16 protein-coding genes are annotated in these 21,134 nt (G+C 74.4%); 11 read left to right on the top strand and 5 right to left on the bottom strand.

Features of this window, described 5'->3' with window-relative positions:
- Nucleotides 1-141: 141 nt before the first annotated feature.
- Nucleotides 142-2,106, bottom strand: coding sequence for an FG-GAP-like repeat-containing protein (locus OG556_RS02995; RefSeq protein ID WP_371515711.1), 1,965 nt, complete (start codon nt 2,104-2,106; stop codon nt 142-144).
- Nucleotides 2,107-2,546: 440 nt separating this feature from the next.
- Here OG556_RS02995 and OG556_RS02990 point away from each other — a divergent pair, with 440 nt between their 5' ends.
- From OG556_RS02990 to OG556_RS02970, 5 genes are all read left to right on the top strand, one after another.
- Entirely contained in the window at nt 2,547-6,074 is a 3,528-nt protein-coding gene (locus OG556_RS02990; protein WP_371515710.1) for a chemotaxis protein, read from the top strand.
- A 251-nt stretch (nt 6,075-6,325) separates the two neighbouring features.
- Nucleotides 6,326-6,934, top strand: a complete 609-nt coding sequence (locus OG556_RS02985; protein ID WP_371515709.1) for a hypothetical protein — start codon at nt 6,326-6,328, stop codon at nt 6,932-6,934.
- A gap of 231 nt (nt 6,935-7,165) precedes the next feature.
- Complete coding sequence (locus OG556_RS02980; protein WP_371515708.1) at nt 7,166-8,194, top strand: phosphotransferase family protein; 1,029 nt, start codon at nt 7,166-7,168, stop codon at nt 8,192-8,194.
- 3 nt (nt 8,195-8,197) lie between these two features.
- Nucleotides 8,198-9,409, top strand: a complete 1,212-nt coding sequence (locus OG556_RS02975; protein WP_371515707.1) for an acyl-CoA dehydrogenase family protein — start codon at nt 8,198-8,200, stop codon at nt 9,407-9,409.
- 144 nt (nt 9,410-9,553) lie between these two features.
- On the top strand, nt 9,554-10,843 hold the full coding sequence (locus tag OG556_RS02970) for an alpha/beta hydrolase family protein (protein WP_371515706.1): 1,290 nt from the start codon (nt 9,554-9,556) through the stop codon (nt 10,841-10,843).
- Between the two features lie 46 nt (nt 10,844-10,889).
- Here OG556_RS02970 and OG556_RS02965 read toward each other — a convergent pair whose 3' ends face one another.
- The 3 genes from OG556_RS02965 to OG556_RS02955 form a co-directional block, all read right to left on the bottom strand.
- Complete coding sequence (locus OG556_RS02965) at nt 10,890-11,861, bottom strand: NADPH:quinone oxidoreductase family protein (RefSeq protein ID WP_371515705.1); 972 nt, start codon at nt 11,859-11,861, stop codon at nt 10,890-10,892.
- Nucleotides 11,858-12,616: an SDR family oxidoreductase gene (locus tag OG556_RS02960; protein WP_371522537.1), complete on the bottom strand. Its 759-nt coding sequence runs from the start codon at nt 12,614-12,616 to the stop codon at nt 11,858-11,860. Before OG556_RS02960 ends, OG556_RS02965 begins: the two co-directional genes overlap by 4 nt.
- An 80-nt stretch (nt 12,617-12,696) precedes the next feature.
- Entirely contained in the window at nt 12,697-13,455 is a 759-nt protein-coding gene (locus tag OG556_RS02955; protein WP_371515704.1) for an SDR family oxidoreductase, read from the bottom strand.
- A gap of 207 nt (nt 13,456-13,662) precedes the next feature.
- On the opposite strand from OG556_RS02955, the gene OG556_RS02950 reads away from it, so the two are divergent.
- The 4 genes from OG556_RS02950 to OG556_RS02935 all read left to right on the top strand — a co-directional run bounded on the left by OG556_RS02950 (nt 13,663) and on the right by OG556_RS02935 (nt 19,494).
- Nucleotides 13,663-14,292 (top strand): TetR/AcrR family transcriptional regulator, encoded by a 630-nt coding sequence (locus OG556_RS02950; protein ID WP_371515703.1) that lies wholly within the window; start codon nt 13,663-13,665, stop codon nt 14,290-14,292.
- 311 nt (nt 14,293-14,603) lie between these two features.
- The gene (locus OG556_RS02945) at nt 14,604-15,194 is read left to right on the top strand and encodes a GNAT family N-acetyltransferase (RefSeq protein WP_371515702.1); all 591 of its coding nucleotides are present in this window, start codon (nt 14,604-14,606) and stop codon (nt 15,192-15,194) included.
- Between the two features lie 199 nt (nt 15,195-15,393).
- Nucleotides 15,394-17,121, top strand: a complete 1,728-nt coding sequence (locus OG556_RS02940; protein ID WP_371515701.1) for a glycosyltransferase family 2 protein — start codon at nt 15,394-15,396, stop codon at nt 17,119-17,121.
- Between the two features lie 225 nt (nt 17,122-17,346).
- The gene (locus tag OG556_RS02935; RefSeq protein WP_371515700.1) at nt 17,347-19,494 is read left to right on the top strand and encodes an acyltransferase family protein; all 2,148 of its coding nucleotides are present in this window, start codon (nt 17,347-17,349) and stop codon (nt 19,492-19,494) included.
- A gap of 109 nt (nt 19,495-19,603) precedes the next feature.
- Here OG556_RS02935 and OG556_RS02930 read toward each other — a convergent pair whose 3' ends face one another.
- Complete coding sequence (locus tag OG556_RS02930; protein ID WP_371515699.1) at nt 19,604-20,098, bottom strand: hypothetical protein; 495 nt, start codon at nt 20,096-20,098, stop codon at nt 19,604-19,606.
- Between the two features lie 272 nt (nt 20,099-20,370).
- Between OG556_RS02930 and OG556_RS02925 the strand changes: the two genes are divergently transcribed.
- Together OG556_RS02925 and OG556_RS02920 are read left to right on the top strand one after the other, a co-directional pair.
- Nucleotides 20,371-20,601, top strand: coding sequence for a hypothetical protein (locus OG556_RS02925; protein WP_371515698.1), 231 nt, complete (start codon nt 20,371-20,373; stop codon nt 20,599-20,601).
- 25 nt (nt 20,602-20,626) lie between these two features.
- Complete coding sequence (locus OG556_RS02920) at nt 20,627-21,133, top strand: hypothetical protein (protein WP_371515697.1); 507 nt, start codon at nt 20,627-20,629, stop codon at nt 21,131-21,133.
- Nucleotide 21,134 lies beyond the last annotated feature (1 nt).

Raw genomic sequence — 21,134 nt, 5'->3', positions numbered from 1 at the left:
GGCCCGAGCGGCCGCTGCTCGTGGCGGTCGCGCGGGCCCGGCCGCGCGGATGGTGAATCCGCTGCCGTCAAGCCCCGGGCCGTTTCGCCCGGCACCGCGCGGCGGTGGGGGCGGAACGGCCCGGGGAGGTGGGGCGCGGGCTCAGGCGCCGCTGGCGATCCGGCTGAGGAACTCCCAGCCGCCGCGGCCGTCGCCGCCCTTGTTGGCGTACGCGTTGGTGGTGCCGTCGCCGGGGTTCCAGAGGTAGTCGGCGCGGCCGTCACCGGTGAAGTCCGTGAGGAAGACGGAGTTGTTGTCCGTCGTCAGACCGGTGGCGACGCGGCCGAGGAAGTCCCAGCCGGTGCTGCCGGCCTGGTCGCCGCCGCGGTTGAGATAGACGTTGACGGAGCCGTCGGGGTTGATCACGATGTAGTCGGCCTTGCCGTCGCCGTCGAAGTCGGCGAAGCGGGCCCGGGCGCGGTCGTTGGTGACGCCGGTGGCGATCTGGCCGATGCCCTGCCAACCGCCGGCCTGGTCGCCGCCGCGGTTCAGCCAGACCTTGATGGCGCCGCTGTCGTCGATGACCAGGTAGTCGCTGCGGCCGTCGCCGTCGAAGTCGGCGAAGCGCACCTGGTCCTGTCGGTTGGTGACGCCCGCGGCGACCCGCCCGATCGGCTGCCAACCGTTGGCCTGGTCGCCGCCGCGGTTGAGCCAGACGTTGACGGAGCCGTCGGGGTTGATCACGATGTAGTCGGCCTTGCCGTCGCCGTCGAAGTCGGCGAAGCGGACCCGGGTGCGGTCGTTGGTGACGCCGATGGCGACCTGACCGATGCCCTGCCAACCGCCGGCCTGGTCGCCGCCGCGGTTCAGCCAGACCTTGACGGCGCCGCTGTCCTCGACCGTCAGGTAGTCGGGCTTGCCGTCCCCGTCGAAGTCCGCGAATCGCAGACGGCCGGTGCCGGCCTCGTAGGCGGCGGCGGAACGCCGACCCTGCAACGCCGTGATCCACGGTCCGAGGTCGTCCACCCGCGTCTCGTAGGCGCCGGTGCGCGTCTCGGTGGCGGTGAGGCAACCGCCCTGCCAGGAGCGGCTGGTGACGGCGACGACCTCGGCCTTGCCGCCCACCTCGCGGACGGCCGGCCCGCCGGCGTCGCCCAGGCAGACAGTGGCGTCGACCGGAGCCTTGGCCGTCACGTCGATGCCGGTGGCCTCGACGGCGCCGACGCTGAAGGCCGCCGTGTGGGGAGCAGCCGGAACCCACTCCGTCCGGGTGCGGCCGTAGCCGGTGACCTTCAGCTCCTCGCCCTGGACCGGGGCGGTGGAGGCCACGGCAACCGGGGTGATGCCGTAGGCGGGGAGGTCCAGGCGGGCCATCACCAGGTCGCGGTCGGTGCGCGGCACCAGCTCGACGATGTCGGTGGTGTGGCCGCCGGTGCCGTTGAGGTCCCCGCGGCCGATCGTCGCGGTGGTCTTCTTCTTCGGGGCGCCCGCCGGGATGGTGAGGGACTGGGCGGGGTTGTCGGCGAAGCAGCTCGCGGTGGTGAGCACCCAGCGCGGGTCGACCAGCGTGCCGGTGCAGCCGCGGCCTCCGATGTCGAGGTTGGCCACGTAGGGGCGGTCCGACGGCCCCGAGTTGGCCGGTCCCGGCCCGGTGGCGGTGATGTCCAGCAGGGTGTGGGGGCGGCTCTGGGGGTCGGCGGCCTCGCCGACCGCTGTCCACAGGTTCTTGTCGACCTTGAACGACGTGGTCGCGCCGTCGACGGACATCGAGACGGACACGTCGCGCACGCCGTCGCTCTGGATGCCGTGCACCCGCGGCACCTCGAGGCTGAGGCGGCCGACCGCGCCGGTCATCCGGAAGCAGATGTCGTCCCGGGTGCGCGCCATGATCCGCAGGAGGCCGGCGCCGGACGAGCAGGTGGTGAGAGTGATGTTGCCGTTGCCGGACTTCAGGCGGATGCCCGACTCGGCCAGTATTCGGTCCGCGCCCGGATACGAGTAGTCCTCGACGGTGAACGGTGCGGTACCGGTGGTCGACGCGTTCGCGACCGGGACGCCGGTGGTTCCGGCGAGAAGCGTGAGACCGGCCGTCGCGGCGGCGGCCAGGATTCGAGAAGAGGCCCTCATTTCGGGCTCCTCACCCCCCATGGATGCGGTTTTTCTGTCTGGGTGTCCTGCCGGGGCGAAGGCCCGAGCGGACCCCGGACAAAGGCCGCGTACGGACGCGTGCGATCCAGGACCTGCCATGCTCTCCCCCACCGAACTGACGGGGACATTGATATCACTACCGCGGGCCGGCCGACGCGGGGGCGTCCGCGATGTGACCGATCGCGAACCATGATCCGAAAATATCTATTTGATCCACGATCAGCCAAGGAAGCGTCAAGGATCGGTATCCAAAATTTTCGTCGGACGTGTCATCATGTGCGGTCGGGCGGGCCTGACTGCCCGACCGGTCTGTTTCCGAACTGACTTGTTTTCGAGGGGATATGACACAGCAGATACCTGGGGGGCGCTGGAAGGCATCCCCCTCACCGCGGCCACGCAACGGACTGACGCTTCGTCTTGTGACGGTCGCCACCGCGATCGCGCTCACCACCGGGTCGCTCTCCGGCGTCGCCGCCGCGACGGACACGGCACCCGGTGCGACCCCGCTGAGCCCGCGGGCCCAGGCCGTCGCCGAATGGAAGTCGGGCGGCGACTCCGTCCGCGCCGCCGCCGAGCTCGCCCTGGTCGGTACCGACGCCGACATCGACGCCTTCCTGACGACCGGACGCAAGGTCGCCACCGAGGCGGACGAGAGGCTCGCCGTCCTCCAGCTGCTGAACGTCAGCGGGCTCGGTGTGCGTGAGGCCGCGCAGACCGCGCTGGCCGGAACGCCGCAGGACGTGCACGCCTTCCTGGCCTCGGGCTGGACCAAGCCGCTGGCCGACGACCGGAGGGTCAGCGTGCTGCGCGCGATGAACACCGGCGGCGTCGCGGTGCAGGAGGCTGGGCAGAAGGCGCTCAACGACGGCTCTCCCGAGGCCATCGCCCAGTTCCTCGCCGTCGACCTCCAGAAGGCGCAGGAGGAGGAGGACCGGGTCCAGACCCTGCGGCTGATGAACCTCGGCGGCCCGCAGCTGAAGAGCGCGGGCAGCGCGGCCCTGAGCGCGGGAGCCCCTGCCGTCCGGGCCTTCCTGCGGGAGGGGCAGTACGCGGCCCGCGCCCAGGACCAGGAGTCCATGACGGTCGGCCAGCTCGTCGAGACCGCCCGTCAGGCCGGTCAGGAGGCCGGCAAGGAGACAGCCGCGGCGAAGGAGGCCTCCGGCCGTGCGGTGGACGCCGCGCGCCTGGCCAAGGAGGCGGCCCAGAAGGCCGCCTCCGAGACCGCCGCCGCCCAGGGCTCCGCTCAGCGGGCGACCGCCGCCGCCCACCGCGCCGCCGACGCCGCCGAGAGCGCGGCGAACGCCGCCCGCACCGCGATCGACGCTGCCAACGCGGCCAGCAGCGCGGCCCGGACCGCCTCGGCCGCGGCCTCCGCCGCCGCGTCCGCCGCAGCCGCGGCGGGACGGGCGGCTGCCCGTGCCTACCAGTCCGCGTCCGCCGCGGCGAAGGACGAGTCGCAGGCCGCTGCCGCCCGGGACGCGGCGAAGACCGCCCGGGACGCCGCGCAGGGCGCCACCACGGCCGCCGAGTCCGTGTTCCGGGCCGTCGGCGCCCTGACGGACGCCCTCACCTCGGTCGGCGAGGCCGTCAGCGCCGGCGTCCACGCCGCCGCCGCAGCCCAAGCCGCCGCCGACGCGGGCGGCAACAGCGTGGTCGCCCGGGCCGAGGCCCAGCGGGCGAACGCGGCCGCCGCCAAGGCCCGCCGCCTGTCCGCCACGGCCGGCAGCGCCGCCGGCACCGCGAGGACGATGGCGACCCAGGCCCTGGCAGCCGCCCAGGAGGCGCGCTCCGCTGCCACCGAATCCGCCGGACATGCCACCGCCGCCGCGCAGGCGGCAGAGGACGCGGCGAACCATGCCGGCCAGGCCGGCAACTGGGCCAACCTCGCCACCGAGCACGCGAACGCCGCCATCAAGGCGGCGGAGCGGGCCACTGGCGCCGCCAACCAGGCGGACCAGGTGGAGAAGACCGCCAGGGAGGCCGAGAAGGTCGCCCTGGAGACCAACCGCGACCTCGCCATCGAGGCCGCGGGCGAGCTCAAACAGCGGTACACCGAGCAGCAGTCCGTCCAGGTGACGGAGCGCGCCGAGGCGTTGCGCCAGGACGAGGAGACCAAACAGCTCCTGGCCGAGGCCACCGCGCCCGGCACCACGCCCGCGACCGTGCTCGACAAGGCCCGCAAGGCGGCCGTGCACCTGATGGCGACCGGCTCGCCGTGGACGGAGCGCGCCGCCGAGGCGGCCCTGTCCGGCACCGAGGCCGACGTCCGGCAGTGGCTCGGCACCGGGCGGCAGGAGGCGGCGTCCCAGGACGACTACACGAAGGTCGCCAACCTGGCCGTGACGGGTACCCCCGCGCTGAGGACGGCCGCCCTCGCCGCGCTCAACACCTCCTCGGACCAGCAGGCGGTGTTCCTGGAGACGGGCCAGCACGCCGTGCTGAAGGACGACTACCGGGTCCAGGTCCTCGCCCTGATGAACGCGGGTGGCAAGGCGGTCAAGGAGGCCGGCTCGGCCGCACTCGGCACCAACACCACCGAGGCACTGCGCGAGTTCGTCGCCACCGGTCAGCACCGGGCGCGCGAGGAGGACGACAAGGTCGAAGCGCTCCGGCTCACCGCCGAGGGCGGGCCGCGGGTGCGCGCAGCGGCCCAGGTCGCCCTCTCCGGCCCCGCCCCGCTGCTGCGCGACTTCGTCGCCGTCACCCAGTACGTGGCGGCCCAGCGCGACCAGACCGACGCCGTCCACGTCGCCAGCGTCCAGCGCATGGTCGCCGAGGGCAAGGCGATCGCCGCGACCGCCACCCAGGACGCGACCCAGGCCGCCGCCGCGGCGGCCACCGCGCGCGGTGCCGCCACCGAGGCCGCGGGCTACGCCCAGCAGGCGAACGCCTCGGCTGCCGCGGCCAACGTCGCCGCCGGCCAGGCCTCGGCCGCGGCGAACGCCGCCGACGCCTCGGCCCGTCGGGCGGCTGCCTCGGCCACGACGGCGAAGAACGCGGCCACCGCGGCCGGCAAGTCGGCCGCGGTGGCGACCCAGTCGGCCCACCGCGCCGCCAACTCCGCAACCGCAGCGGCTGCTTCGGCCCGTTCCGCGTACGCCTCGGCCGACCAGGCGTACGCCTCGGCGGTGGCTGCGGGCAAGAGTGCCACCGAGGCGCTCACCGCCGCGGGCGAGGCGCTGTCCCACGCCATGGAACTCGCCCGGCAGGAGGCCCAGGCGAACGCCACCGCCCCGACCGAGCCTGGCGATCCGGGCGGTGCGGACGACGGGTACGAGCCGGAGCACCCGGACGAGGACCTCGTCATGGAGGGCGGCATCTCCCTGGCCGAGGCCACCACCCTCGCGCTGGACATCGCCGGGATCTTCGACCCCACGCCGATCAGCGACGGGGCCTCGGGCGTCATCAGCCTCTTCCGTGGCGACTTCACCGGTGCGGGCCTGTCCGTGGTCGGCTTCATCCCCTACGCGGGTGACGCCCTCAGCAAGCCGGCGAAGATCGCCAAGCTGCTGGCCAAGAACGAGAAGATCGCCAAGCGGGCGACCGACATGAAGTGGGTGGAGTGGGCCGCCCAGAGCCTGAAGCACATGTCGGTGACCAAACTCAGCGACGGTGTTGCCACGCTCAACTCGCTGGCCCGCGACGCCGAGAAGGCATACAAGTCGAACACCAAGCTCCGGGCCGCGGCGATCAAGCACAACCTGCCGACCGACCTCGAAGGCCCCGTCCCGTTCGTCCCGCCGAAGGGCTGGATGGGAAAGCCGGAAAGGGGAGGCGGTTTCAAGGATGCCTACGGCAATCTCTGGAAGAAGGCGACGGACGGCAAGGACGAATGGGACGTCCAGGTGAAGAAGGGAACGAAGTTCTCCATCTTCTCCAGCGGCAAGAACCAGGGGAAGGACATGGAGCACGCCAACATCGCTCCGGACGGATACGTGACGCACTGAGCACGGCGAACCGCCCCGAGTGGTAACGCCTTTCGGCCCCGGTCCCGATGGAGGAACACGACGACATCGGGGCCGGGGCCCTTCCCCTCCGTTCCGTGATCCGCGGATTCCGCGGATTCCACGGATACGATCCATGGACGGGGCGGCCCCCGTCGGCGCCTCCCCTTCCTCCGTATTTCCGCTCGACACCTCCGCACCGCCCGTGATGTGTCCGGCACCACCGACCGCGCCACCCCGGAGGCGACTGCACCATGGCCCTGGCCCCCCACCGCCTCGTCTGGATGAGCCTCTGGCTGGAGGCACCCGTCGAGCAGGACGCCGCGCTCACCCGCGAAGTCGCCGTCGCCCTGGCCCCGTTCGGCCGCGCGACGGTCACCTCCCGGGGCCCCTACCGGCGCACCCCGGAGCTGCTCTCCTTCGACGTCGAGCTCGTGCCCTCGTCGTCCACCACCGACTGCCTCCTCGCCCTGGGCCTGAGCCCCGACGAGGACGGCGACTGGCCGGTCTGGGAACGCACCGGCGGCGGCGTCTTCCTGCACCCCGCCGTCCGCGGCGCCCAGGTCGGCGAGGAGGAGGCTGCGACGCCACCGCCGTTCGAGAACGGCGACGTGGTGACGGTCCTCGACAGCCCGACCGCCCGTGAGGAGGGCCTGGTGGGCGTGGAAGCCGTCGTCCACAGTTCCTTCTACCTCCCGGACGAGCCCGACCCGCTGCTCCGCCGGTGGCACCACCAGGTGATGCCCGAGGGCCGGGAGATGCTGGAGCCCTTCGAGAGCGCTGAGCTGAGCCCCACCGGCCGTCGCGAGGTCGTCGCGGACGTACCCGATCCCGTGTACATCGCGCACGCCGGGCCGGTCTGAACCGGCCCCGGTCGGACGCAGGGCGGTCTCCGACGCGGTGCTGCGTCGGCGCATCTCGGACGGTGCTGACCGGTGCCGTCCGACCCGATTCCTCGTAGCGAGCCCCCGGACCAAGAGGCCCGGGGGCTCGTCGCGTGCGGGGTGGCATTGACAGCGGGCGGCGTCCGGCTGAATGCTAAGCAAGCGCTTAGTCAACGAGGCCACACCCCGAGGACCCCGAGGAGCCGCCCGATGCCCGAGACCCCCGCCGAGCCGCCCGGGCTGGACCTGGCCCGCCTCCGCGCCCACCTGGACCGGGAGCTGCCCGGCCTCGTCCGGGGCCCGCTGCGGGCCGACCTCATCGAGGGGGGCCGCTCCAACCTCACGTACGTCCTCGCCGACGGCGCCGGCCGCTGGGTGCTGCGCCGCCCGCCGCTCGGGCACGTCCTGGCCACCGCGCACGACATGGGCCGCGAGTACCGGGTCATGACCGCCCTGCGCGACACCGACGTGCCCGTCCCGCGCACCCTGCTGCTCGATCCCGGCACGGAGGTGCTCGGCGCCCCCTGGTACCTGATGGAGTTCGTCCCCGGCGTCGCGCACCGGGCCCTCGCCCCGGTCGCCGCCCTCGGCGAGCAGCGCGTCCACGCGCTCGGGCGGCGGCTGGTTGACACCCTCGCCGCCCTGCACCGGATCGACCCGGCCGACGTCGGCCTCGCGGACTTCGGCCGCCCCGACGGCTACCTGGAGCGCCAACTGAGGCGCTGGTCCACCCAGTTGGCGAACTCCCGCAGTCGCGAACTGCCCGACGTGGAGCGGCTGCACACGCTGCTCGCCGAGCGGCGGCCGATCTCCCCGGCGCCCGCCCTGGTGCACGGCGACTACCGGCTGGACAACGTGCTGGTCGGTGACGACGACGCGATCACCGCCGTGCTGGACTGGGAGATGTCCACCCTCGGCGACCCGCTCACCGATGTCGGCCTGCTGGTGATGTACACCGAGGTCGCCGGCGTCGGCGGCGGCATCATCCCCTCCGCCGCGACCGCCCCCGGCTTCCCGAAGCCGGACGAACTGGTCGCGTACTACGCCGAGTTGACCGGCCGGCAGGCCGCCGACCTGGACTGGTACGTCGCCTTCGCCTCCTTCAAGCTCGCCGTCGTCGCGGAGGGCATCCACTACCGCTACCAGCAGGGCCGCACCCTCGGAGCGGGCTTCGAGCGGGCCGGCGAGATGGCCCCGATCCTCGCCCGGTACGGCCTGAGCACCCTCAAGGAGCACTGACCGATGGACTTCGCCTACGACGCCCGCACCGACGAACTCCGCGCGCAGCTGCTGGCCTTCATGGACCAGCACGTGTACCCGGCGGAGGCGGCTCTCGCGCAGCAGCTCGCCGATCCGGCCCGCGAGGCCTGGAGCATCCCGCCCGTGGTCGCCGAACTCCAGGCCGAGGCACGCAAACAGGGCCTGTGGAACCTCTTCCTCTCCGGGGAGGGCGGCGCCGGCCTGACCAACCTCCAGTACGCCCCGCTCGCCGAGATCACCGGCCGCAGCCCGCACTTGGCCCCGCCCGCGCTCAACTGCGCGGCCCCCGACACCGGGAACATGGAACTGCTCGCCCAGTTCGGCACCGCCGAGCAGCGCGATCGCTGGCTGCGCCCGCTGCTGGACGCCGAGATCCGCTCCGCCTTCGCGATGACCGAGCCCGAGGTCGCCTCCTCGGACGCCACCAACATCGCCACCCGGATCGAGCGCGACGGCGACGAGTACGTCGTCAACGGCCGCAAGTGGTACATCACCGGGGCGATGAACCCGCAGTGCCGGATCCTCATCGTGATGGGCAAGACCGACCCGGCCGCCGAACCGCACCGCCAGCAGAGCATGGTGCTCGTCCCGCGCGACACCCCCGGCGTCACCGTCAGGCGCGGTATGACGGTCTTCGGCTACGACGACGCTGACCACGGCGGCCACGCCGAGGTGCTGTTCGAGGACGTCCGCGTCCCGGTCGGGAACCTGATCGGGGAGGAGGGCGCGGGCTTCGCCATCGCGCAGGCCCGGCTCGGCCCAGGCCGGATCCACCACTGCATGCGCGCGATCGGCATCGCCGAGCGTGCCCTGGAGCTGATGTGCCGCCGGGTGAACGGGCGGGTCGCCTTCGGCCGGCCGCTCGCCGAGCAGGGCGTGGTGCAGGACTGGATCGCCGAATCCCGGGTCAGGATCGAGCAGTTGCGGCTGCTGGTGCTCAAGACCGCCTGGCTGATGGACACCGTCGGCAACCGGGGCGCGCACACCGAGATCCAGGCGATCAAGATCGCCACCCCGCGCACCGTCGAGTGGATCCTCGACAAGGCCGTCCAGGCGCACGGCGCCGCGGGCGTCAGCCAGGACACCCCGCTCGCGCAGCTCTGGGCCGGCAACCGCACCCTGCGGCTGGCCGACGGCCCGGACGAGGTGCACAAGCGCTCGCTGGCCCGGCGGGAGCTGCGGCGGCACCCGTAGGGGTGTCATACCGGAGTACTCAGGGGCGGGTTGGCTCCTGGGTATGACGGCTGCGGACCGCCCCCGCCCGTACTGTCCTGATCAGCGGGTCGGTAGGTCGGCAGATCAGAGGGCCGACAGGTCGACGGGGCGAGGAGAGACATCATGGGCGGGCGGGGACGGGCCGCGGCGGCGGTACTGCTGGCGGCGACGGCGGTGCTCGGAGCGGCCGGCGCACCCGGGGCGGTGGCGGCAGCACCGGCGCCCGGGGCGGACGGCGGCGGCGAGCGGCAGGTCCGGGCCTGGCTGCCGGAGCCTACCGGGCCGTACCCGATCGGCACCACCACGCTGCACCTCACCGACACCGGTCGGGAGGACCCCTGGAAGCCCAGGCAGCGCCGCGAGCTGATGATCAGCCTCTGGTACCCGACCGCCCGCCCGGCCACCGGCGCCGACCGCGCCCGGTACATGGCGCCCGCCGCCGGCGAACACTTCGGCACCGAGGGCAGCACCGGCCAGGCGAACTACGGGGCCACGCCCGGCCGCACCGACTGGGCGGGCATCCGCACCCACGCCCGGCCCGACGCCCCCGCCCTGCCCGGCGGCCCGCGCCCGGTGGTGCTGTACTCGGCCGGCCTCGGCGACCCGCGCACCTGGGGCACCGGGCTGGTCGAGGACCTGGCCTCGCGCGGCTACGTCGTGGTCACGCTGGACCACACCTACGAGGCCTCCGAAGTCGCCTTCCCCGGAGGCGAGCTGGCCACCTCCGTGTTCCCCGCGCTGGTCGGACAGCCCGGCCTGGACATCGGCGCGGTGCTGCGCAGGTCGATGCGGACCAGGGTCGACGACACCCGCTTCGTCCTGGACGAACTCGGCGGCCTGCGCCTGGACCCACGGCTGCCCGCCGGCCTCGCCGCCTCGCTGGACCTCGACCGGATCGGCATGGTCGGCCACTCGGCGGGCGGCTTCACCGCCCTCCAGACCATGCACGACGACCCGCGCATCGCCGCCGGCGTCAACCTGGACGGCCAACTGCACTTCCCCGGGCCCGACGGCCACACCGGGGTGTACCTGCCCAGCGTCGCCCAGGACGGCCTGGACCGCCCGTTCCTGCTGATGGGCACCCGCAACGAGGACTCCGGGGACCACCACCGACAGCCCGGCTGGGACGCCCTCTGGCAGCACAGCACCGGCTGGCACGCCGACGTCACGCTGAACGGCTCCCGGCACGGCTCCTACACCGACGCGCAGTCCCTGCTGCCCCAGCTCGCCCGGCAGGGCGCGATCCCCCCGGAGCGGCTGAGCGAGGACGTCGGCGACATCCGCCCCGACCGGGCGGTGCTCGCCACCCGCTCCTACGTCGCGTCCTTCCTCGACCGCTGGCTGCGCGGACACGACGACCACCTGCTGGACGGGCCCTCCGCGCGCTTCCCGGAGATGGAGTACGCGCGGTAGGGCAACACCCGCCGGCCACCGCACCGCGCTCCCGTCGAGCCCGCCGTCAGTCCCCGAGGACGGCGATCCGGCCGGTGCTGCGCCCGTCGGCGACGAGCTGGACGGCGTCGGCGGCCCCGGCGAGCGGCACCCGGGCGCTCACCAGCGGGCGGACCACGCCCCGGTCGGCGAGCCGGGTCAGTTCGTCGTGGGCGGCGCGGACGGCCTGCGGGTCATGGGTGTTGTAGAGGCCCCAGTGCAGGCCGAGGATGGCGTAGTTCTTCACCAGCGCGTGGTTGAGCGCCGGCGCCGGGATCCGGCCGGCGGCGAAGCCGACCACCACGATCCGGCCCTCGAAGGCGACGCACTTGGTGGAGCCGGTGTAGGCGTCCCCGCCGACCGGGTCGAAGACCACGTCTGCGCCGCGCCCGCCGGTGAACTCCTTGACGGCGGCGACGAAGTCCCCGGCCGTCCGGTCCACCACCAGGTCGGCGCCGAGCGCCCGGGCCGCCTGCGCCTTGGCGGGGCCGCCGACCACGGCGACCACCCGGGCCCCGGCGGCCCGGCCCAGCTGGACCGCCGCGCTGCCCACGCCGCCCGCCGCCGCGTGCACCAGCAGCGTCTCGCCGGCCGCCAGCCGGGCCCGGCGGTGCAGGGCGAACCACGCGGTCTGGTAGCCGATGTGCAGCGCGGCCGCCTCGGCGTCGTCCAGCGCCCCGGGCGCGGGGAAGGCGGCGGCCGCGTCCAGCAGCGCGTACTCGGCGAAGGCGCCGTGCGGCAGCACCGGGTTGCCGATCAGCCGCTCGCCCCGCCGCGCGCCGTCCGCCACCTCGCCGCACAGCTCCACGCCGGGCGTGAACGGCAGCGGCGGGCGGACCTGGTACTGGCCGCGCACCATCAGCGCGTCCGGGAAGTTGACCGCCGCGGCCCGCACCCGGACCAGCAGCTGCCCCGGCCCGGCCACCGGCCGCGGCACCTCCTCGGCCAGCCGCATCACCTCGCCCGGCTCGCCGAGCTGCCCCACCTGCCAGGCCCTCACAGCGCCTCGCTCCTCTCCAGCCCCTGCTGGAGCCGGTTCATCCCGTTGATCCAGCGGTCCGGTTCGGTGGCCCGGACCCTGTAGTACTCGGCGACCTCGGGGTGCGGCAGGATCAGGAAGCGGCCCTCGCGCAGTCCGGCCAGTGCCGCCTCGGCGACGTCCTCCGGGTCCAGCGCGGTGGGCGCGAGCAGCGCCTCGCCGACGGCGCCGGTCGAGGCGAGCATGTCGGTGCGCACACCCTGGGGGCAGAGCGCGTGCACCCGGACGCCGCGGTGGCGGTACGTCGCGGAGAGCCACTCGGCGAAGGCGAGCGCGCCGTGCTTCGTGACGGCGTACGGGGCCGAGCCCAACATGGTGAGCAGCCCGGCGGCGGAGACCGTGGCGAGGAAACGGCCGCCGCCGCGCTCCAGCCAGCGGGGGAGCAGCAGGTCGGCGGCCCGGACGTGCGCGAGGACGTTGACCTCCCAGGCGCCGGCCCAGGCCGCGGCGGGCGCGTCGGCCCCGCCGACCGGGGCGACGCCCGCGTTGGCGCACCACACGTCGATCTCGCCGAGCGCGGCCCGGGCCTGCCCGACCAGGGCGGCCAGGCCCTCGGGGGAGGCGGCGTCCCCGGGGGCGGCGGTGCCGCCGCAGTCCTCGGCGACGGCGCGGGCGGCGTCGGCGTCCAGGTCGTTGACCACCACCCGGGCGCCGGTCGCGGCGAAGGCCCGGGCCAGCGCGGCGCCGATGCCGCGCCCGCCGCCGGTCACCACCACGCCCTGGCCGGCGAAGTCCGTCGTCGGGGCCTCCTGGTTCGCTGTCGCTGTCGTCGGTGCGTTTGCGTCCGCCGCGCCGCTCACAGGCCGCCGCCGAGGGTGACGCCGCCGTCGACGACCAGGGTCTGGCCGGTGATCCAGGCGGCGTCCGCGGAGAGCAGGAAGGCGACCGCGCCCGCGACGTCCTCGGGCACGCCGAGCCGGCCGAGCGGGTAGGCGGCGGCGACCTGCTCCTCCCGGCCCTCGTACAGGGCCTCGGCGAACCTGGTCTTGACCACGGCGGGGGCGACGGCGTTGACCCGGATGCCCTGGCCGCCCAGTTCGGCGGCGAGTTCGGTGGTGAGCCGGATCAGCGCGGCCTTGCTGACCCCGTACATGCCGATCCCGAGCGAGGAGCGGATGCCCGCGACGGAGGCCACGTTGACCACCGAGCCGCCGTGCTCGCCCATCCAGGCGGCGTGCGCGCGGCGGGTCCAGGCCAGCGGGGCCAGCACGTTGACGGCGAGGATCTTGGCGGCGGCGGCCTCGTCGGTGTCGAGGACCGGGCCGTAGAGGGGGTTGATGCCGGTGTTGTTGACCAGGTGGTCGAGCCGGCCGAAGGCCTCCAGGGTGCGGGCGACGGCCTCCTCCTGGTGGGCCGGGTCGTCGGTCTTGCCGGGGACGGCGATGGCGTTCTCCGGCCCGCCCAGGTCGTGGACGGCCTCGGCGAGCGGCTCGGGGTTGCGGGCGGTCAGGCAGACCTTGGCGCCGCGGGCGACCAGCTCGCGTGCGATGCCGAGGCCGATGCCCCGGCTCGATCCGGTGACGACGGCCACCCGGCCCTTGAAGGAGTACGCCACGGAGGGTCCTGCCTTTCGCACGGAACGTTCGACGGGGGTGCCGGGTGGACGCAGACGCAGGTTCGGCGGGGGTGCCTGGTCGGCGGGTGTGCCGGTCCGTCGGCTGACTAAGCGCTTGCTCAGCATGGTGTCGGTGCGGGAGCCTGTCAACAGCCCGCCGACCGGCCGGCGGGAATGTGTGTACGAGTTCTCTGGGAGGATGGCGCCATGACCAGCACGCCCATCGCCGACCTCTGGCGCACCCTGCCCGGCGGCGCCGACTCCCGTCCCGAGGCGGCGTACCGGCTGCTCCAGGCGGCCGTCGAATCCTTCGCGGAGCGCGGTTTCCACGCCACCACCACCCGGGACATCGCCACCGCCGCCGGGATGAGCCCGGCGGCGCTGTACATCCACTACCAGTCCAAGGCGGCGCTGCTGGCGGAGATCAGCCAGGCCGGGCACGCGGCCACGCTGGAGCTGGTCCGGGCGGCGGCGGCCGGCGAGGGCGGCCCGGTGGACCGGATGCGTCGGCTGGGCGAGGAGTTCACCGCCTGGCACGCCCGGGCCCGTACGGTCGGCCGGGTGGTCAACTACGAGCTGCACGCGCTGCCCGAGGATGCCTACGCGGTGGTCGCGGTGCTGCGGCTGGACATCGAGCGCGAGGTCAGCGCGCTGATCGAGGAGGGTGTGAGGGCCGGCGCCTTCCAGGTGTCCGAGGTCCGGACGGCGGCCCGCGCGGTCACCTCGCTGGGCATCGACGTCTCCCGCTGGTTCACCGACCGCTCCACCGAGACGCCGGATGAACTCGGCCGTCGATACGGCGAGTTGGTGCTGCGGATGCTCGGCGCCCGGGTCTGATCCGCCGGTCCGCCCGGCCTTCGTCGAGGCGGCGGCCGGTCGCGGGGCCGCGGCGGTCCTGCCCGTCATCCGCCGACGCCGGGGCGCGGCGCGCAGGACGCGAAGGCGGAGCTGTGGTCGGGGTGGACGGCGGCCGGGCCCGCGCCCCCGCCGGCCGGGCCCGCGGGGGCCGTCGCCGCAGGTCCCCGGGTCTCGGGGCCGGTTCGCGGGCTGTGGCACGATGCCCGCAGGCCGGTCACCAGGGACGGCCCGCGCCACGCCGCAGGCACGAGCGGCGGGCGGTTCCACCGCACGCAGAATGAGGGCCCGCCATGTCCGAGACCATCCCCAGCCACGCCCGGCCCACCGGGCAGCCCGCCTTCCGCCCCGCCACCCTCGCCGACGTACCGGCGCTGGTCGAGCTGGTCGAGTCCGCCTACCGCGGCGACGCCAGCCGGGCCGGCTGGACCACCGAGGCGGACCTGCTGGAGGGCCAGCGCACCGACGCCGCGGGCGTCGCCGAGGTCATCGGCCGCTCCGACGGTGTGCTGCTGGTCGCCGAGCGGGACGGCCAGCTGGTCGCCTGCTGCCAGCTGGAGCACCGCGGGGACCGTGCGTACTTCGGCATGTTCTCGGTGCGCCCCGGGCTCCAGGGCGGCGGCCTCGGCCGGGCCGTGCTCGCCGAGGCCGAGCGGCTGGCCGGCGAGGAGTGGGGCGTGGGCGAGCTGGAGATGACCGTGATCGAGCAGCGCGCCGACCTGATCGCGTGGTACGAGCGGCGCGGCTTCCGCCGGACCGGGGTCTTCACCCCGTTCCCCTACGGCGACGAGCGTTTCGGCGTCCCGCTGCGCCCTGATCTGCGGTTCGAGAAGCTGACGAAGGAGCTGACGAAGGCGCTGGAGGGGTCGTTGGAGGAGGCCTGACCGACGGGGCGCGGGCCGGCGGTGCTCGGGGCCGAATCCATGATCGCTTGACGGTCCGTCGGCACATGATGCCATGTCAAGTCACTGACCAGGGGCGATGCGGAGATGTCATACCTCGTTCATGATTGGTCTAGGCCAATGTGAGAGGCTGAGGGCGAACGGCCACGTTCCGTCCCATGCCCAGGGGGGCCACTTCCGCATGCCCGTACTCCATGGCACCGCCATGCCCGCGCCCGACGCCGGCCCGCGCCGGATCCCCGCGGACCCCGACCTCCGCCTGCCCAGCCCACCCGACGACGAGGAGCTCTACTGGTACTTCGGCCCGCAGCGCCGCTGGGTGCTGCTCTGCGCCACCCTCTCCTACGCGGGAGCCACCGCCACCCTCGGCCTGTTCGCCCTCAGCCGGCCGCTGCTCTGGCCCTTCCTGGTGCTCACCGTGCTCAACGCGGCCACCTGGCTGCTCTCGCTCACCGACGGCCAGCGCGCCCGCCGCTACACCCGCGACTCGCACGACCTGCTGATGCGCGCCTGGCAGCCCGCCCGCCACCCGAGCGTCGACCTGCTGCTGCCGACCGCCGGCGAGCCGCTCGCCGTCCTGGAGAACGCCTACCGCCACACCGCCGCCGTCCAGTGGGCCGGCGCGCTGACCGTCATCGTCCTCGACGACGCCGCCCGCCCCGAGGTGCGCGAACTCGCCGAGTCCTACGGCTTCCAGTACCGGGCCCGCCCCGACCGCGGCCGGTTCAAGAAGGCCGGCAACCTCAACCACGGCCTGGCCGAGGGCAACGGCGAGATCGTCGCCGTCCTGGACGCCGACTTCTGCCCGCGCCCCGACTTCCTGCACCACCTGGTGCCCTACCTCGACAACCCCGAGGTCGGCATCGTGCAGAGCCCGCAGTGCTTCGACACGGACGCCGACATGTCCTGGCTCGAACGCGCCGCGGGAGCCACCCAGGAGATCTTCTACCGCTGGATCCAGCCCTCCCGGGACGCGCAGGACGGCACCGTCTGCTGCGGCACCAACGCCCTCTACCGGCGCGCCGCACTCATGCGCGTCGGCGGCTTCGCCGAGATCGACCACAGCGAGGACCTCTACACCGGCCTCTCGCTCGCCCGCGCCGGGTGGACCACCCGGTACGTGCCCGCCCTGGTCGCCAAGGGCATGTCGCCCACCGGCCTGCCCGCCTTCATCAGCCAGCAGTACCGCTGGTGCCTCGGCTCCCTGGCGCTCGTCCGCGACCCGGACTTCCGCCGCGGACCGCTCCCTCGCTCCGCCCGGCTCTGCTTCTGGAACGGCATCCTCGGCTACGTCACCAGCGCGGTGAACGTCTTCGCCGTCCCGCTGCCCGCCCTGATCATGCTGTTCTTCGCCCCCGGTGAGATCCAGCCGTGGCAGGTCCTGCCGTTCCTGCCGCCGATCTGGGTCTCGCTCGTCCTGCTGCCCGCGATGTCCCGCACCCGCTGGCGCTTCGAGGTCACCCGGGTCCAACTCCTCGGCGGACTCTGCCACGTGGTCGCCATCGCGCACGCGCTGCGCCGCCGCAGTGCCGACTGGGTGCCCACCGGCGCCGTGTCGGGCGGCAGTTCGCTGGCCAAGGCGGTCGCCCGGATCGGCGTCGGCTGGCTGGGGTTCGTCGTCCTCGCGGGCATCGCCGGACTCGTCCGCGCGGCCGTGCTGTACGGCTGGCAGCCCTTCTGGGCGCTCACCGCGCTGCTCGCGCTCACCGCGTACACCATGATCCCGCTGATCCGGTCCCTGTGGCCGCTCCTGCGCGGTGGCAACGGGGCCGCCGTCGGAGAGGTCGCCGCGCCCGTGCGGCGCCGGTCCGACCTGGGATTCGGCCACGCGGAGGCCGTCGCCGTCACCGCCGTGCTGCTGCTCTGCGGGCTGCTGGCCTCCGGCTGGGCCGATCCGCTGATCTTCTGACGCCGCGTCAATTCAGGTCTGCCGACTCCGCTTCACCAACTCGGCTCCATCGAATTCGCTCCACCAATTCCTGACGTCAAAGTCGATGTCTGACGACCCATCAACTTCGTTCGGATCCACCGCGTTTCCAGCGCGTCGCCCCACCGGCGCGGATGCGCCGCCCGGCCGCCCCATCGGCCCGGCGGTCCCGACCACCCGCTGCCTGCCCCTGCGAGGAGCACCGCCGTGTCAACGGCCGTACCACCACCGTCGTCGTCCCCTTCCTTCCCTGCCGACACCGCCTCGGCCGAACTGCTGCCCGGCGTCGTCCGAATGGACCGGCAGGCCGCGCCCGAGCGGCGCCCCTCCGCAGAAGCCGTCGCACCGCCGCAGGCCCAGCGGCGCACCGGCTTCCGCCCCGACATCGAGGGCCTGCGCGGCGTCGCCGTCCTCTCCGTCCTGGCCTACCACGCCGCCGTTCCCGGCTTCGCCGGCGGCTACGTCGGCGTCGACGTCTTCTTCGTCATCTCCGGCTTCCTCATCACCGGACTGCTGCTCGGCCGCCCGATCGGCCTGTGGGACTTCGCCGCCCGCCGCGCCCGCCGCATCCTGCCCGCCGCCGCCACCGTCCTGGTCGCCACCGCCGTCGCCGGCGGCGCGCTGCTCGACCCGCTGCGCGGCACCGACCTCGCCCGCGACCTGATCGCCTCCGCCGGACAGGTCGTCAACTGGCGCTTCGTCGGCCAGCAGACCGACTACCTGGCCGCCGAACACGCCCCGAGCCCGCTCCAGCACTTCTGGTCGCTCGGCGTGGAGAACCAGTTCTACCTGCTGTGGGGCGTTCTGCTGCTCGGCCTCGCCCGCTTCCTGCACGGCCGCCGCCGCACCGTCGCGATCACCCTGGCCACCACGGCCATCGGCGCGGTCTCGCTGCTGCTGTGCGTCCGCTGGACGGCGACCTCGGCGCCGCTCGCCTACTTCTCCACCGGCAGCAGGCTCTGGGAGTTCGCGGCCGGTGCCTGCGCGGCGCTGCTCGGCGGCGCGCTGGCCGGCCGCACGCAGCGGCGCGGGACGGCCTGGACGCTGCGACTGCTCGGCTGGGCCGGCGCCGCCGCCGTCCTCGCGTCGATCCTGCTCTACGACCGGAACACCCCCTTCCCCGGCACCGCCGCGCTGGTGCCCGTCCTCGGCGCCGCCGCCGTCCTGCTCGCCGGCCCCGCCCACCGCGCGCTCGGCGCCACCGACGCCGGACGCCTCCTCGACAACCGGCCGCTGCGCGCCGCCGGTCGCCTGTCGTACGCCTGGTACCTCTGGCACTGGCCGGTGCTGACCATCGCCCAGGCCCGCTTCGGCGCCCTGCCCTGGACCACCCTGGCCGCCCTCGCCGCGGCCAGCGCGCTGCCCGCCTGGCTCACCATGCGGCTCGTCGAACAGCCGCTGCGGTACGGCAGCAGCCCGGCGCCGCGCCGGGGCCTCGCGGTCGGCGCCAGCGCCCTCGTCATCCCGCTGATCGCCGCCCTCACCCTCGGCGGCGGCACGGTCCGCGCCCTCGGCGGCGCCGCCGACACCCCCGCCGCCGCCCCGGCCGGGGCCCCGACCGGCCCCACCCTGCTCGCCCCCGGCGCGCGGGTGCTCGGCCTGACCCCCTCGCTGGCCCGGGCCCGGGAGGACTTCCCGCCCGGCAAGGGCTGCGAGATCCCGCTGAACGCCGACAGCAGCCCGCGCTGCCTGTTCGGCGCCGAGGACAGCCCCGACCGGATCGTGCTGCTCGGCGACTCGCACGCCGGCCAGTGGATATCCTCCGCACTCGCGATGGCCGAGCAGCGGCACTGGGCCCTGGAGGTCCTGGTCAAGCCCGGCTGCCCGCTCGCGACCCTCACGGTGCGCAACAACGTCCTCGGCCGCACCTTCGAGGAGTGCGACCGCTGGCGCGAGAACACCCTCACCCGGCTCACCTCCGGGCCCCGGCCGCGCCTCGTCCTGATGGCCGGCCTCAACCGCTACGGCAGCCAGGAGGAACGCACCCAGGGCTGGACCCGCACCCTGGACCGCCTCGCCGCCGTCGGCGCTCCGCTCGCCTACCTCGGCGACACCCCGATGCCCGGCAAGGACATCCCGACCTGCCTCGCCGCCTCCGACGGCCGCTCGGACGCCTGCTTCTTCCCGCGCGACACCGCCTTCGAGCCGGACCCGATGCTCGACGGCGGCCTCGCCGCCCGCTACGGCGTCCGCACCCTCGACCTGGGCCCGCTGCTGTGCCCCGGCAGCGGACCGGACTGCCCGGCGGTGCTGGAGGGCGTGGTGCTGTACCGCGACACCGGCCACATCACCGACACCCTGGCCCGCGTCCTGGCGCCGCGCCTGGACAAGGGAATCCTGGAGGCGGCCGGGTAGCGCGGCTCCGCCACCTGGGGCGCCCCGCCGGATCGGTCCGGCGGGGCGCCCTCGTCGTGCGGGTGCGGGTGCCGCAGCCGCTTCAGCCGCTTCAGCGGTTTCAGCGGTTTCAGCCGTAGATGCTGTGGCAGAGGCGGGCCTGCTCCGAGCCCGCGGGCCAGCGGCCGACGCGTTCGGCCTGGTCGCAGATGCTGCCCGGGCCGAGGGAGGGCAGCGCCGCGCCGGGGGCCGGGGCCGCCGGCGCGGCGCCGGCCGGGGCCGTGCCGTGGGCCGACGGCGAGGGGTGCGGGGTGCGGCCGGGCTTCGGGTGCGCGGTCGCCGCGTGCTGCGCGTCGGCGGGCTCGTCCTCGTTCGGCGCGGCCGCCGCCGTGGCCGTGGCCACGGCCGGTGCGGCGCCCTGGGGCGTGGGCGGCGGCAGCGGGGACGGCGCGGGCGTGGTGGGGAGCGGGGAGAACGCGGGCGGGTCCGGCGCCGCCGGGTCGGACGCGGAGGGGGAGGCGTGCGGCAGGGCCACCACGTCCAGGTCGTCTCCCGACCCCGGCCCGCACATCGCCAGGACGGCGGCGAGGACGGCGACGGTCCCGACGGTCGCGGCGGCCCACACCTTCCGCGACCGCCGCGGCGCCGGTGCGGGCGGCCGAACGGGGGGCGGCGCGAACGCGGTGGGTACCGGGGGTGGCTGCCATGCGTCCTGCGGCCACTGCCACTGTCCTCCGGTGGGCTGCCCAGTCATCTTGTCGTCCTTCCAGCGCCGAACCCCCGCCGAATCCCCCGCCATGCCTTCCCCGTGCTCAACGAGCGCGCCGACGCCGGGACATGACCCGGAAGAGGGGTCTAGAGGGGCGCCGATTGCCGCCGCGCCACATGCTGGGGGGCATGGAGACCAACAGCACGTCCCAGTACCTGGTCGAGGTGGCCGACTTCCGGACCGACAGCCGCTACCGCCTGGTCCACTTCGAGGGCCACGGCTGGGAGCCGCTCGCTCCCGAGGAGTTCGAACCCCGGATCCACCAGCTCTTCCCGGACCTCGACCCGCGCGATCCGGTCCGCGTCCACTGGGCGGATCGCCCCTGGGAATGGCCCCTGTGGCACCCCGGCGAGGCGTGAGCCGCGCTTTCGTTACGCTGTCCGGGTGAGCGTGGATCATTTCTGGCGCCGCCTGCCCGGCCAGGAGGTCGACACCTGCTCGCCGACGGAACTCGGCGAGCTCGTCCCCGACCGGCAGGACGTCCGCTACGACCAGCTGGCCTCCGCCGGACTCCTCCTCGGCGTGCGGAGCACCGCCCGGCTGATGGAGCTCGCCCTCACCGAGAACGGCCTGCACCCCGACCCGGCCGCCCGCCTGCCCGTGTACGGCGGCGAGCGCCGCGAACCCGACGCCGCGCAGACCGATCCGCTGGTGCTGAGCCCCGCGCAGGTCGCGGCCGCCTTCACCTTCCTGCGCGACTCGGCGCTCGGCGAACTCGTGCGCCAGCAGGACACCGTGCTGGCCCGGACGGTCGCGCGCCTCGGGTACCCGACGCCGTGGTCCGAGACCTGGGCGTCCCGGGTGGTCGCCGACCTGCGGGAGTTGCGGGACTTCTTCGCCGACGCGGCGGCGGCCGGTGACGCGGTGGTCGTCCGGGACCGGAAGGCGTGAT

Source organism: Kitasatospora sp. NBC_01300, from assembly GCF_041435235.1.
Lineage (GTDB): Bacteria > Actinomycetota > Actinomycetes > Streptomycetales > Streptomycetaceae > Kitasatospora.
This window is presented reverse-complemented; position numbering and strand designations above follow the sequence as displayed.